Origin of the sequence: Microbacterium halimionae, from assembly GCF_011761265.1 — a bacterium.
Lineage (GTDB): Bacteria > Actinomycetota > Actinomycetes > Actinomycetales > Microbacteriaceae > Microbacterium > Microbacterium halimionae.
On the sequence record NZ_JAAOZB010000001.1, the window covers coordinates 1,338,686 to 1,352,741 of the forward strand.

11 protein-coding genes are annotated in these 14,056 nt (G+C 61.5%); 3 read left to right on the forward strand and 8 right to left on the reverse strand.

The genetic code is table 11. The features are described 5' to 3' along the window. The first annotated feature begins 25 nt into the window (after window positions 1-25). Together FHS06_RS06165 and glpK are read left to right on the forward strand one after the other, a co-directional pair. Entirely contained in the window at window positions 26-1,756 is a 1,731-nt protein-coding gene (locus FHS06_RS06165; RefSeq protein WP_167046806.1) for a glycerol-3-phosphate dehydrogenase/oxidase, read from the forward strand. A gap of 72 nt (window positions 1,757-1,828) precedes the next feature. Beyond that, on the forward strand, window positions 1,829-3,367 hold the full coding sequence (gene glpK / locus FHS06_RS06170; RefSeq protein WP_167046809.1) for a glycerol kinase GlpK: 1,539 nt from the start codon (window positions 1,829-1,831) through the stop codon (window positions 3,365-3,367). A 24-nt stretch (window positions 3,368-3,391) separates the two neighbouring features. Here glpK and FHS06_RS06175 read toward each other — a convergent pair whose 3' ends face one another. Genes FHS06_RS06175 through FHS06_RS06185 form a run of 3 tightly spaced genes read right to left on the reverse strand, consistent with a single transcriptional unit; the run spans window position 3,392 to window position 6,694 of the window. After that, window positions 3,392-5,179, reverse strand: a complete 1,788-nt coding sequence (locus tag FHS06_RS06175) for a sensor histidine kinase (RefSeq protein ID WP_167046812.1) — start codon at window positions 5,177-5,179, stop codon at window positions 3,392-3,394. A 58-nt stretch (window positions 5,180-5,237) separates the two neighbouring features. After that, complete coding sequence (locus FHS06_RS06180; RefSeq protein WP_167046814.1) at window positions 5,238-6,101, reverse strand: Fpg/Nei family DNA glycosylase; 864 nt, start codon at window positions 6,099-6,101, stop codon at window positions 5,238-5,240. A 29-nt stretch (window positions 6,102-6,130) separates the two neighbouring features. Further along, window positions 6,131-6,694 (reverse strand): GNAT family N-acetyltransferase, encoded by a 564-nt coding sequence (locus tag FHS06_RS06185; protein WP_167046817.1) that lies wholly within the window; start codon window positions 6,692-6,694, stop codon window positions 6,131-6,133. Window positions 6,695-7,213: 519 nt separating this feature from the next. Here FHS06_RS06185 and FHS06_RS06190 point away from each other — a divergent pair. Further along, a complete protein-coding gene (locus FHS06_RS06190) occupies window positions 7,214-8,071 on the forward strand; it encodes an endonuclease domain-containing protein (RefSeq protein ID WP_167046820.1) in 858 nt (285 codons plus the stop codon). A 117-nt stretch (window positions 8,072-8,188) separates the two neighbouring features. On the opposite strand, the gene trpS is transcribed toward FHS06_RS06190, so the two are convergent. From trpS to sdhA, 5 genes are all read right to left on the reverse strand, one after another. Further along, window positions 8,189-9,193 (reverse strand): tryptophan--tRNA ligase, encoded by a 1,005-nt coding sequence (gene trpS, locus FHS06_RS06195; RefSeq protein WP_167046823.1) that lies wholly within the window; start codon window positions 9,191-9,193, stop codon window positions 8,189-8,191. 84 nt (window positions 9,194-9,277) lie between these two features. After that, on the reverse strand, window positions 9,278-10,126 hold the full coding sequence (locus FHS06_RS06200; RefSeq protein WP_167046826.1) for an exodeoxyribonuclease III: 849 nt from the start codon (window positions 10,124-10,126) through the stop codon (window positions 9,278-9,280). Between the two features lie 39 nt (window positions 10,127-10,165). Further along, window positions 10,166-11,383 carry a YihY/virulence factor BrkB family protein gene (locus FHS06_RS06205; protein ID WP_310734897.1) on the reverse strand — a complete coding sequence of 406 codons (1,218 nt, stop codon included), beginning with the start codon at window positions 11,381-11,383 and terminating at the stop codon, window positions 10,166-10,168. A gap of 61 nt (window positions 11,384-11,444) precedes the next feature. Continuing rightward, window positions 11,445-12,224: a succinate dehydrogenase iron-sulfur subunit gene (locus FHS06_RS06210; protein ID WP_167046830.1), complete on the reverse strand. Its 780-nt coding sequence runs from the start codon at window positions 12,222-12,224 to the stop codon at window positions 11,445-11,447. Then, window positions 12,224-14,029, reverse strand: coding sequence for a succinate dehydrogenase flavoprotein subunit (sdhA, locus tag FHS06_RS06215; protein WP_167046833.1), 1,806 nt, complete (start codon window positions 14,027-14,029; stop codon window positions 12,224-12,226). The genes FHS06_RS06210 and sdhA overlap by 1 nt, the downstream gene beginning before the upstream one ends. Window positions 14,030-14,056 lie beyond the last annotated feature (27 nt).

Sequence of the window (14,056 nt, forward strand, 5' to 3'; positions counted from 1 at the left end):
AGGGTAGAAGCAGGAAAGGGAATTCATGACCAACACGAATGCCGAGAACGCGACAGCTCATTCTCTAACTGCTCGCCCCACCGCCGAGGTGCTGATCATCGGTGGCGGGATCAACGGCCTCGCGACTTTTCGAGATCTCGCACTCCAGGGTGTCGACGTTGCTCTCGTCGAGAAGAGCGACTTCGTCAGCGGCGCATCCGCGGCTTCGTCGCACATGATTCACGGCGGCGTGCGTTACCTCGAAAACGGTGAGTTCCGACTCGTTCATGAAGCAGTGACCGAGCGTAACGCCCTGCTGCAGACAGCTCCTCACTACGTGCGCCCGCTCCAGACCACGATCCCGATCTTCTCGACATTCTCTGGCATCCTCGCGGCCCCGTTTCGCTTTTTGCGTCACGGTTCGGGAAAGCCAAGCGAACGCGGTGCTGCTCTCATCAAAATCGGACTCGTAATTTATGACTCGTTCTCTCGCGGCGGCGGGCGAGTTCGTCGCCACACTTTCCACGGCAAGCAGCGCTCGCTTGAAATCCTTCCCGACCTCAACCGAGGTGTGAAGTACACAGCCTCATACTGGGACGCTTCGCTACAGGACCCGGAACGTCTCGCCATAGACGTGCTGCGCGACGGGCTCTCAGCGGGCGCCGGCAACGCCCGTGCTGTGAACTACACCTCAGCCGTTGGCGCCCACGATGGAAAGATCATCTTGCGCGATGAGCGCACCGGTGCTGAATACGACTTCACGGCCCCCGTGGTTATCAACGCAGCAGGGCCTTGGACCGACCTCACCAACACGGCGATCAATGAGTCGACCCATTACATGGGCGGCACCAAAGGTTCGCACATCGTGCTCGACAATCCTGAGCTGCTTGCTGCGACAGGCGGCCGCGAACTCTTCTTCGAGCACAAAGACGGTCGCATCGTCTTGATCTACCCCCTTAAGGGTCGCGTTCTCGTGGGAACGAGCGACCTAGAACACGACATGTCACAGCCTGCGATCTGCACCGAAGCCGAGGTCGACTACTTCCTCGACCTCATCGGGCACGTCCTTCCCGATGTCGAGGTCGACCGTTCCCAAATCGTGTACCGGTTCTCTGGCGTGCGGCCGCTGCCCGGCCACGGCGACATGGCTCCCGGTTTCGTTTCGCGTGACTACCGCATCGAAGAATCGGCGCTGTCGGGCGCACCGGCAGTCTCAGTGTTCAGCCTCGTCGGCGGCAAGTGGACGACATTCCGGGCATCCGCGGAGTCGCTCACCAATCGCGCTCTCGCGTCGCTAGGTCGTGACCGTCGCCGTTCCACGCTCGGTCTTGCCATCGGCGGCGGCGCGGGATACCCGGCGACGGCGCGTGCCCGTCAGCAGTGGATCACCGCGCATGACGTTGGCATGGGCCGCGCCCGCACCGCGGCTCTGCTCGAACGGTATGGAACCGTGGCATCCGATTTCATTGCCGCCATCGACGCCGACGCAGACGATGCGCAGCTCGCAACTCTTCCCGAATACAGCACAGGGGAGCTTCGTCACATCGCGCGCACCGAGCACGTCGTGCATCTTGCCGACATTTTGCTTCGCCGAACCAGCGTGGCCTTCGTCGGAGATGCAGACGAGGCATCCGCTGCAGAAATTGCTGTCGCGGTCGCTCCTGTTTTGGAATGGGATGCCGAGCGAATCGAGGCTGAAGTGAGCCTCGGCGTCGCGGCAGTCCACGCCGCTGACCCCGCCGCTGCCCCCGCAGCGAGCGAGTCCGCGATAGCCTGACCGACGCAACCCGGCGCGTTTGACGTGCCGACAAAGACCATGCCCACATAGTTGCGGGCGGGAAGAAGTGCCATGGCCGAGCATGTCCTCGCTCTCGATCAGGGAACGACCTCGACACGAGCGATCATCTTCGATGCGCGCGGGACGATTGTTGCGACGGCTCAGCGCGAGCATTCGCAGCTGCTTCCGCGCGCGGGCTGGGTCGAACACGATCCGGTTGAGATCTGGACCAACACGGAATGGGTACTCTCGTCGGTCTTGGCTCGAGCTGGGCTATCTGCGGCAGAAATAGCGGCTGTAGGGATCACTAACCAGCGCGAAACCGCGATGGTGTGGAATCGTCGCACGGGGCGACCCGTGCACCCAGCGATCGTCTGGCAGGACACTCGCACTCAGCCGCGAATCGACCAGCTCATTGCAGATGGTGGACGCGATCGATTCGCCGCTGTCACCGGGCTGCCGCTCGCGACGTATTTCTCAGCATCGAAGATCGCCTGGATCCTCGACCATGTTGCGGGAGCGCGCGCCGCAGCGGAGGCGGGCGACCTGATGTTCGGAACCCCGGATTCGTGGCTGGTATGGAATCTCACCGGTGGCACGCGAGGCGGACGCCACATCACAGATGTCACGAACGCCAGCCGCACACTGCTGATGGACCTTCAGACGCTTGAGTGGTCTGACGAAATGCTCGCGATCTGGAACATTCCGCGCTCGATGATGCCCGAAATTCGATCTTCTTCTGAGGTCGTGGGGGAGATCAGCGAGCCAGGTGAAGCAGCTGGCATTCCCATCGCTGGAATCCTCGGCGATCAGCAGGCAGCATCCTTTGGGCAGGCCGCATTCGATACCGGCGAGTCAAAAAACACATACGGCACGGGCAACTTCTTGCTCGTCAATACCGGCGAGAAAATCGTGCGATCACGGCACGGTCTGCTCACGACGGTCGCCTATCGCTGCGGCGACGAACCCGCCAGATATGCCCTCGAAGGATCGATTGCTGTAACCGGGTCGCTCGTTCAGTGGCTTCGCGACAATCTCGGCCTCATCCAACGATCAGAAGATGTCGAAGAGCTGGCGAAGACTGTCGATGACAACGGTGGCGCGTACTTCGTCCCCGCATTTTCCGGACTGTTCGCTCCGCACTGGCGCCCGGATGCTCGTGGCGCACTCGTGGGCCTCACCCGCTACGTAAACAAGGCACACATCGCGCGTGCGGCGTTGGAATCGACTGCCTTTCAGAGCCTTGACGTTATCGAAGCTGTTGTAGCCGATGCTGGCCGAGAGCTAGAAGAGCTGCGCGTTGACGGCGGAATGACGAAAAACAACCTCCTGCTGCAGTTCCAGGCCGACATCCTCGGCATTCCAGTGGTGCGTCCGGCGGTCGTTGAAACCACCGCCCTCGGCGCAGCATATGCCGCGGGGCTCGCCGTCGGCGTCTGGTCTACGCGTGATGAACTTCGCGAACACTGGCGTGAAGACCGCCGCTTCGAGCCAAAGATGGACGCTGATGAGCGCTCTCGCCGCATCCGGCTGTGGCGAAAAGCGCTGACAAAATCTCTCGACTGGGTTGACGATGATGCTCGCACCCTCATGGGAACCACGGGCCCATAATTTCGCAGCAGGATGGCTCGGACGCTAGCCTCCGAGAGCCGTCTGGGGGCACGGCACTTGTGCTTCGAGCACGACCCAACCGTCGCGTTCGAACAGCCGCGTGGGGACCCGAATGTTGGCGAGCCCGCGCCCGTGTGAGCCGCGGAGCCTGATCACGCCCGGCGTGGATACATGCAGCTGGAGAGTTGGGGGCGATTCATTCACGAGCGTCACAGCAACGCGAGCCGCGCGCGCATCCGAATGCTTGATCGCGTTGACGAACGCCTCCGTCACGATCTCTACGACGTTTTGCGATACAGCTGGATCTCGCATTGCGAGATCGGCCTCGAGTGCAATAGCCGAATCAATAGTGAGCACATGAGACCACGTCGAAATGAGATCCTCCAAGCGATCGCCATGGCACGGGTGCGGACTCTCGCCGAAAGAGGTTTCAACCGCGGCGTGCGCTTCTGACTGGAACTCCGCGAGCTCGGACGGAAGCGCGGGACGCTCGTCGAGCGCCGCGGCGAACATGACACACCTGCCCTGGGCGCGCCCGTGAAGTCCTTCGCTGACGCGATGGAGCGCGCCACGGATCTCACTTGTGCGGGCACCGGCTGAACCGCGGTACTCCGAAAGGGACTGCGTCAGAAGGTTTTCTTGTATGCGCATCTGCTCGAATGCGTCAGTGCACAACGCCGTGATAGCCGCGACTACCGGAACGCCCAGAAGTGGGATCAGCGGCGCCACCAGCGGCGCGGATGGAACCGCTGTGGTTGCGGCAGCGATGACAGCGCCGAAAGAGATCCAGCTGGCAACAACAACCGCACCTCGTCGTCGAGGCGAAACGCTGTGCTGCCTGACACGAGAAAGAATGTCGACCAGAAAACTACCCACAACGACAAGCGCGAGGATACCGAGCCCGGGCTCTCTCCCCAAAAAGTAGATCGTGTACGCCGCGGTCGAGAGCGCGTAGGTGCCGCCAACGAGCATCGTCGGGGGAGGAGAGAACCGCGCCAAAATAGCGCGACGCGGAACGCGGTACGAGCGTGCCGCAGACACCAACTCCCGCGGAGAGCGTAGCCGCCGCGATGCTAGAGCATCGAGAAGATGGCTCTGTACGCGGATTTCTTCCGAAAGAGATTTGATCCGCTCGAAATCTACCTCACCATGTTGCGGATCGCTCAGTGCATCGATTGCAGCGTGCAACTCCCGACGAGCGGTATCGGTGGCATCCGCTGCCTCAGTCGCGAACTGGTCGACTTCGCGGTCCGCAGCGCGCATTGCGCTCAGGCCTGATGCGAGACGGCGGGCCATCGCTGTGGACACGTCATAGCTCGTAGTCGCGACGGCCACCATGGTGAGGACGATCGTCCAGATGATGAGATTTACTGCCGCGCGAAGAATCCAATGACCGGCTTCGGGTACGTCGGGGGTGATCCACATCGACAACGCGTCGTTGAGTTGTGCCCGGACGAGTGAGATCGCGACCAGAGTCACGATTGTGACCGTCACGCGCAGTCGGGCAGAGGCGAGCCGACGCTGCAAGAGCGCAAACGGCAGAACAAACGTCGCCAAAATCGCCCAGGTGAGCGCAGATACGACAAAACCTCGTGCGTAGTCATTGAGCGTCGTGGTGCCGAGATACGCGCCGAAAACAGTACTGGCAAAGATGAACGAAACCAGAGCCGACCATCCGGTGTAGAACTTTCGACTCGTGAGCGCTGTACGAACCGCGAGGGCAGGGGTCAGAGCCACCTGTCTGCCAATGCCAAAGGCTGTCGGCACGGCGGAGCGCGTGCGATGCACGTCGGCGATCGGGAATTCGCCCACGGCCTTACTTTAGCGACGCGACGTGTCTTTCAACGGCTCAACGTAAGAAATAACGCTGTTACTTCAGAATGCGGGAAAGTCTGCGGTCTGCGAGGAGCTTTCCCCCTGTTTGGCAGGTGGGACAGTACTCAAGACTTCTGTCCGCGAAGAACACTGAGCGCACGGTGTCACCGCAGACCGGACATATTTCGCCGCGGCGTCCGTGCACGCGCATGCCGCGCCGTTTGGCATCTTTGAGATCGGCAGGTGGCCTTCCTGCTGCAGCGGCGGAGGCATCCGTCAACGTTTCGATGATCGCGTTATGCAGAATGCCGATCTCTACATTCTCGAGTGACGAAGCGAGCGCGTAGGGAGACATGCGCGCCGCGTGCAGTATCTCGTCTGAGTAGGCGTTGCCGATCCCCGCGATGATCGTCTGGTCTCTCAGTACCCCTTTTATTTGGGTACGCCGCGCCGAGACAATTTCTGCGAGCACCTCGCGAGTGAAGGATGGATCGAGCGGGTCGGGCCCGAGCGTTGAGATACCCGGAACATCAGATGGTGAACGCACGAGCGATACGGCGAGCGACTTCTTGGTTCCGGCCTCGGTGAGGTCGAATCCGGATTCATCATCGAAACCTATCCGGAGCGCGAGAGGCGACCTTGCGCTCGGTTTTGTCGGCACTGTGGGGAGTGTTTCGTACCACCGCAGCCAGCCGGCTTTCGCGAGATGAAAAACCAGGTGGACCTCTGGAGTTGCGATGTCGATGAACTTGCCGTGGCGCGAAACCGAGAGCACAGTTGCCTGCTCAAGCGACTCCACCGGTGGGTCGTACGTTTTCAAGGCAGCGATTGAGACCACGCGGACCTTCGTTACCCTCCGGCCAACGATCCGTTCGCTGAGGAAATTGACGAGGCCCTGGAGCTCGGGCATCTCTGGCATGCGCTCAATCCTGGCACGCGTCGCTGTGCTCAGGGCAGAACTGGCCACGCTTGCGGTGTGCGTTCGTCTTCGGTTAGGAGTGCGGCGGCCCAACCGTCATCGCGGTAGGCGCCGTGCACCAGCGCACGGCGTCGTGTTCCTTCGTAACGAAAGCCGACCGCGCGCGCCGCGCGAGCTGACGCATCGTTGCCAACGACCGCGTGCCACTCGATGCGTTGTAAGGCGAGTCCGTGTCGGTCAAAGCCCCAGTCGAGCACTGCGGCGCTTGCCTCGGTGACGAAGCCGTTGCCCCGCGACGCGGCGCCAACCCAGTACCCAAGCTCGGCGCCACCGTTTGCGTCGAGGCGATAGAGACCGATCATTCCCACAAGTTCGTCGCGGCTGCGCATAGCCCACGTGACATGCGTTTTTGCCGCCCACTGCGCGGCGGTTTCGGTGATGAACTTCTCCGCGTGCTCTCGAAGGTAGGGCGACGGCACCGTCGTGTAACGCTGAATATCCGGATCTTGGCACGCGTCAAAAATGGCGGAAATGTCAGCATTTGTCGGTGCCGAAAGCACGAGCCGCGTCGTGTGCAAGACCACTGGTTCCATCGCGCCAGAATATCCGTCCGATCACCTGCCCTGTCGTCCGGCGCCCTGCCCCGGGGCACTCCCGCTCTCGGGTTTCCTGCGCCGGGGCACTCCCGCTCGCGCGTTCGCTGCCCGGGCCGTCGTCCCGCTTTCCGCACCACAACTATGCGGACCTCCGCACCACAACTTTCCCGACCCGAACGCAGGCAATACGCCAGTGTGTGGGCGCCAAGCGTGCCTTGTGTCCGCATCCTGCCTGAGTTAGTGCCTGTCTGCTGCCCAGCCCCCCGAGTAGCAGACGCCGCTCAACTGCGTGCGCACGTCGCCAAGCCACCGACCCGAACTCAGGCAGAACGGCGCATGATCGGCCTTCTAAGCCTGTTCGTGCGGCATCCTGCCTGAGTTAGTGCCGGGGCGTCCTCCCCAGTGGGCGGCGCAAAAGGTTTTGGCCCGGGAATGGGCGGCGGTATCCCACCGATGGTGCACAGCCGTGAGCGTGGGCCTATGCATGGTTCTGATCAGTGGACGAATAGTCGTGAGATGGCAGCGAACGCTCGGTCGCTGTCTCGCGCTGAGTTGCGGAATGCAGGCTGGGGGAGACACGCGATTTCGAAAGCTGTGGCAACCGGAGTACTTGTGCGTGCGCGCCGCAACCACTATCTGCCGGGGGACGCTCCGGTGAGTATCTTGCGCGCCGTACGTGTTGGCGGCCAGCTGACATGCCTGTCGTTGCTGCAACTGGCTGGAGTTTTCGTGCTGAGAAACTCGAGGCTTCACGTTCGCGCAGCCCACACGATGAGCCGGTTGCGCTCCCCGCACGATCGCTGGCGTCGGCTCGAGCATCGCTCAGTTCGTGGCGTCCACGTGCACTGGGAGGTGCTGATCGATCCCTGCCCCCACGAAGCAACTTGCGTGAGCGTCGTGGACGCGCTCGCTGCTGCGGCCCGCTGCCAACCGCCTCGAGCCACAGTCGCGACGTTCGATAGCGCGCTGCACCTCGGCTTTGTCGATGAACAGGATCTCGACGACATATTTGCATCTCTGCCGGTGCGTTATCGGGCGCTTCGGCCACTTATCGACGGTCGGGCAGAATCAGGTGCTGAAACTCTGCTCCGTCTGATACTTCGTTCGCTTCGTTGCAAGGTGGAGTTGCAAGTTGTGATCGACGGGGTAGGGCGCGTTGATTTGCTCGTCGACGGCTGGCTGATCATCGAGTGCGATAGCGAAGAGTTCCACTCCGGTTGGCATTACCAAGAGCGTGATCGCTTGCGGGATCTCGCCAGCGCGGAGCGCGGGTACACGGTGCTGCGCCCGACTGCGAGACTGATTTTCACAGAGCCCGAACGCGTACGCGCCGCCGTGCACGGTCTCCTCAGCGCCCGGCGCAGGCTTCGGTAACGTGCACTAACTCAGGCAGTTACGGAATGCCGTTGTCGCGAACTTGGGCAACGACAGGTGTGCCCGCTGCGGACCCATATGCATTGCCTGAGTTCGTGCAGGGCAAGGGCGCGAGGGTCAGCGGCGGCGGAGCAACCCGATGCGGTCGTAAACCGTCGAAAGGGTCTCCTCGGCAACGGATGCCGCGTGGTCAGCGTTCTTCGCCAGCACGCGGTCGAGTTCTGCCGGGTCCGCGAGCAGCTCGAGGGCGCGCTCTCGCACCGGCCCAAACTCATTGACAACGACCTCGGCCAGTCCCTTTTTGAAGTCCCCGTAGCCGCGGCCGGCATACTCGTCTTCCAGCGATGGAATCTGGCGGCCAGTCAGCGCCGCGTAGATCACGAGGAGGTTCGACACACCGGGCTTCGCGTTGCGGTCATACCGCACGACACCTTCACTGTCGGTGACGGCGCGCATGATCTTCTTCGCGCTCGCTGAGGGATCATCGAGCAACCACAGCACTCCCGCTGTCGACTCAGCCGACTTCGACATCTTAGAGGTCGGGTTCTGCAGATCGTAGATACGAGCGGTGTCTTGCTGAATCATCGGAACCGGCACACGAAAGGTGTCGCCGTAGCGCGCGTTGAACCGCTCGGCCAAGTCACGAGTGAGCTCAACATGCTGCTTCTGGTCGTCGCCCACCGGAACGATGGCCGTTTGGTAGAGCAGGATGTCGGCGGCCATCAGCACGGGATAGGTGAAAAGGCCGACTGAGGATGCCTCCGCCCCATATCGGCTGGACTTGTCTTTGAATTGCGTCATGCGGCCGGCTTCACCGAACCCCGTGATGGTCGACAGAATCCAGGCAAGCTCCGCGTGCGCCGAGACGTGCGACTGCACATACAGTGTCGACTTTGACGGCTCGATGCCTGCGGCAATGTACTGTGCAGCGGTGCGGCGGGTCTTTTCGCGCAGTTCGGCGGGGTCGTTCGGCACCGTGAGCGCGTGCAGGTCTACGACGGAGAAGAATGCGTCATACGACTCCTGCAGGTCGCGCCACTGCAGAAGCGCCCCAATGTAATTACCGATCTGAAGAGAGTCGGCCGAGGGTTGCATTCCGGAGTACAGACGCGCTTTGCTCACTCCACGATTCTAGACGGGATGCTGCCGACCGCTGCGCCGGAACCCGCGCCGGAAGCTGTGCCTCAAGCCGCGTGCGATGCCGCCCTAAACCCCAAACGAATAGTCCGCAATGACTGGAGCGTGGTCACTCCAGCGCGTGTCCCACGAGGGTGCTCGCACAATGGAGTAGCCGGTGACGCGTGCCGCGAGCGGCGCCGAGGCGAGGTGGTAATCGATCCGCCAGCCGGTGTTCGTATCGAATGCCTGGCCGCGATTCGACCACCACGAGTAGGGGCCATCGACGTCGCCGTGAAAGGTGCGTCCGACATCGGTCCATCCGAGGCCGACACCGGCCGACTCATCAATGCGAGTGATGTGTTCGCCTTCTGCAGCCAAGAAGCTGTCGAAGTAGGCGCGCTCGCGACGCAGGAAACCAGCCTTCTTGAGGTTCCCGCGCCAGTTTTTGATGTCGAGCTCGCGGTGACCGACGTTGAGGTCACCCGTGATCAGCGCGAGAGAACCGTCGGAAGCGAGCTGCGGCATCCGTTCGGTCATTGCATCTAAAAACGCATACTTCGCGTCCTGTTTGGGAGTGCCGTCTTCGCCCGTGTAGACGTAGGCACTCACGACAGTGAGATGTTCTCCTTCGATGGAGAAATCGGCTTCGATCCAGCGACCCTTCGAATCAAAATCATCACCGCCAAGATCCTTACGGACCATCGACGGGGCTTCGTGGCTTGCGATAGCTACTCCGGCACGGCCCTTCTGCAGCGCCTCGTCTTCGTGAATGTGCCAACCGGGAAGGGCCGCTGCGAGGTGCTCAGCGGTACCTCGCACTTCCTGCAGCGTCAGAATATCGACGCCGGCGTTTTCCAACCAGGAGTTCATGCCTTTGCGGGCGGCGGCACGGATGCCATTGACGTTGACTGAAGCGATGCGAACTGTACGAGACACGCTTTTCACCCTAACTGTCCGCACCGACACGGCAGTCCGCTAGTCGAGAAAACGTGTTTTCCGAGGGGGTGGGGGAGAGTCCTGCAGCTCGTCCTGCTCAAGGAGAGCTTTGCGGAGATCACGCTCGGCTCGCAAGCGCTGCCACCATCGCGAGCGCTCATATGCCGCACGCGCGGTTCGTACTCGAACCTCGGCGGCGATCGTCAGAGCTTCATGCTCGCGGCGCTCGCGTTCCAGCTCGGACTCTTCAACGAGGGGGAGGTCACGATCGGTGGTTGAGACGGCGATCCACGCTCCGGCGACCAAAATAACGACGCCGTTGAGCCGAAACCACAGCAGGAAGCCTACGAAGATCGCGAATGTTGCCAAGAGGGGATTACTCGGAGAGTAGCTGAGGAGGAGTCCAGCGCCGATCTGCAGCACGACGATGGCGCCGCCTCCCATGAGCGATCCCGGCCAAATTCGACGCCACCGCAAGCTTGTTCCCGTGAGAAAGCGAAACAGTGCTGCGAGTGCTGCGGCATTGATGATGAAGGCGACGATCAGCGAAACGCCGCGCACACCGATCTCGGTCCAGAGCGCCGCTGTGTCGAGCCCAACCAGGGATACCACTGTTCGTAACGCCCACGTCGCGAAGTTCGCCAGAACGGCACCGACGATGAGGGCGACGCCGAATACCAGTGCGGCGAAAAGGTCACGCGCTTTGAGGAGCAAGTAACTGCGGTTGTCGTATGCCAGGCCGAACGTGTCGCGTACCGCGCGGCGCGCGTATGTCACGAATCCGATGGATGTCCAGATAGCGACGACGAGCGCGATGCCACCGGTTGCAAGGAGGGTGCTACCGCTCTCGGTTGCGATGGCTGAAACTTGATCGGGCGTCGCTAGGCCGTTCTCACTGATCAGGTCGGGAATATAGCGATTGATGAGGTCGATCAGCCACTCGATCGAAGTCGGGCTGCCGCCGAGCCACAGCCCTGCAATGGCAAAAGCGAGATAAATCACAGCAAAAATCGTGAACAACGATTGATAGCTCACGCCAGCGGCGAGGAGAAAGCCGTTGTGCTGCAAAAAATGTCGCCACACTCGGATGGGAAACCACCCGAGCGTCTGGCGCGTCAGCTCGGTCGCACGCTCGATTGGCTCATCGAACCGCTCGCGAAGGCTTGCTTCCCACCGTGCGCGCAACGAGTCCTCTGCCGCCTCCTCGGATGAGGGTCCAGGAGATGGCAGATCGGCGGGAGTTTGTGTATGCGCCACGGTGCCAGGATATCCAGCACGGATGCCACGCGCTCAGCGCGAGCTGAACGGCATCCGTGTGTCAGCGCTTGCCGCGCAGTACCGCCTGCTTGACCTCGGCGATCGCCTTCGTGACCTCAATGCCGCGAGGGCATGCCTCAGTGCAGTTGAAGGTCGTACGGCAGCGCCACACTCCTTCTTTGTCGTTGAGGATGTCGAGGCGCACGTCGGCTGCGTCATCGCGAGAGTCGAAGATGAAGCGGTGTGCGTTGACGATCGCAGCTGGACCGAAGTACTGTCCGTCGGTCCAGAACACGGGGCACGACGAGGTGCACGCAGCGCACAGGATGCACTTGGTGGTGTCGTCGAAAATCTCGCGGTTGGCGACTGACTGAATTCGTTCTTTGCCCTTTTCAGGAGCCTGGTTCGAGATCAGGAATGGCTGAACATCGCGGAACGACGCGAAGAACGGCTCCATGTCGACGATCAGGTCTTTCTCCAACGGCAGGCCCTTGATGGCCTCGACGTAGACGGGCTTCGAAATGTCGAGGTCCTTGATGAGTGTCTTGCACGCGAGGCGGTTTCGTCCGTTAATGCGCATCGCATCAGAACCACAAATACCGTGGGCGCACGATCGGCGGAACGTCAACGAACCGTCGACCTCCCACTTGATCTTGTGCAGCGCGTCGAGCACGCGGTCGGTCGAGTAGACCTCGACGTCGTAATCGACCCAGTGCGGTTCAGCATCTGTTTCCGGGTTGAACCGGCGCACGATGAACGTCACAAGGAACGACTGGATGCCGGAGTCTTCTGCGGCGTCGGGAGCCTTGGGGGCTTCCGGTTCTACGAGAGCTGTAGACATCAGTACTTCCTCTCCATGGGCTGGTACCGGGTGATAACGACCGGTTTCCAGTCCAACCTGATGTGATCTTCGGGGTGTGACGAGTGCGGGTCTCCCGAAAGGTAAGACATGGTGTGCTGCATGTAGTTCTCGTCGTCGCGCGTCGGGTAATCATCGCGCATGTGTCCGCCGCGGCTTTCCTTGCGGTTGCGGGCGGCTACCACGACGACCTCGGCAATATCGAGCAAGAAGCCGAGCTCGACTGCCTCAAGCAGGTCAGTGTTGTACCGCTTGCCTTTGTCGTCGACGCGCACGTTGAGGTAGCGCTCGCGCAACTCCTCGATCACTGTCATGACCTCGCTGAGCGACTGGTCGGTGCGGAAAACCTGGGCCTTGCGGTCCATTTCTTCCTGCAGAGTCTTGCGGAGGACGGCGATACGCTCGGTGCCCGCGTTGTTGCGCAGGCCCTCGATGAGTTCGCGTACTTCCTTGGCCGGGTCTTCCGGCAGCGGCACGAACTCGGCCGTCTTCACATACTCGACGGCGTTCTTTCCGGCGCGCTTTCCGAAGACGTTGATGTCGAGAAGCGAGTTGGTGCCGAGGCGGTTGGAGCCGTGAACTGACACGCAGGCGCACTCGCCGGCCGCGTAGAGACCGGGCACGACAGTGGTGTTGCTGCTCAAGACTTCAGCATCGTTGTTGGTTGGGATGCCACCCATGGCGTAGTGCGCTGTCGGCATCACAGGCACGGGCTCAACAACTGGGTCGACGCCGAGGTAGGTGCGCGCGAACTCAGTGATATCGGGGAGCTTGGTCTCCAAGACCTCGGCTCCCAGGTGGGTGCAGTCGAGGAAAACGTAGTCTTTGTGTGGTCCGCCACCGCGTCCTTCGGCGACTTCTTGCACCATGCAGCGACTGACGATGTCGCGAGGAGCAAGGTCTTTGATCGTCGGTGCGTACCGTTCCATGAATCGTTCACCGGAGGCGTTCCGCAAAATGGCACCTTCGCCACGTGCGCCCTCAGTGAGCAAAATGCCAAGACCCGCAAGCCCCGTGGGGTGGAACTGGAAAAACTCCATGTCTTCGAGCGGCAACTTTTTGCGCCACACGATGCCGACGCCGTCGCCGGTGAGGGTGTGGGCATTCGATGTCGTCTTGAAGATCTTGCCGAAACCTCCGGTGGCGAAGATGATCGCCTTCGCCTGGAAAACGTGGAGGTCACCGGTGGCGAGTTCGTAGGCCACCACGCCCGATACCTTGGTCGATCCGTCATCTTCAGTGACGGTCAGAAGGTCGAGAACGTAGAACTCATTGAAGAAGTTGATGCCGAGCTTGACGCAGTTCTGGAAGAGCGTCTGCAGAATCATGTGGCCGGTGCGGTCTGCTGCGTAGCAGGCGCGGCGGACGGGCGACTTACCGTGATCGGCAGTGTGACCGCCAAAGCGACGCTGGTCGATCTTGCCTTCGGGCGTGCGGTTGAACGGCAGACCCATGTTCTCGAGGTCGATGACGGCATCGATCGCTTCGCGGGCAAGGATCTCAGCGGCATCCTGGTCGACCAGGTAGTCGCCACCCTTGACGGTGTCGAAAGTGTGCCACTCCCACGAGTCTTCTTCGACGTTGGCGAGGGCCGCAGCCATGCCGCCCTGCGCCGCGCCTGTGTGTGAGCGCGTCGGGTACAGCTTTGAGATGACGGCGGTTTTTGCACCGGGACCAGCTTCAATCGCGGCGCGCATGCCAGCGCCACCGGCGCCTACGATGACGATGTCGAACTGGTGGTAGTGCACGCCGTCTTTCACGACGCTATCCGTGCTGTCGGTGCTCACGTGTTGGATACTTTCGTTTCGTTGTCG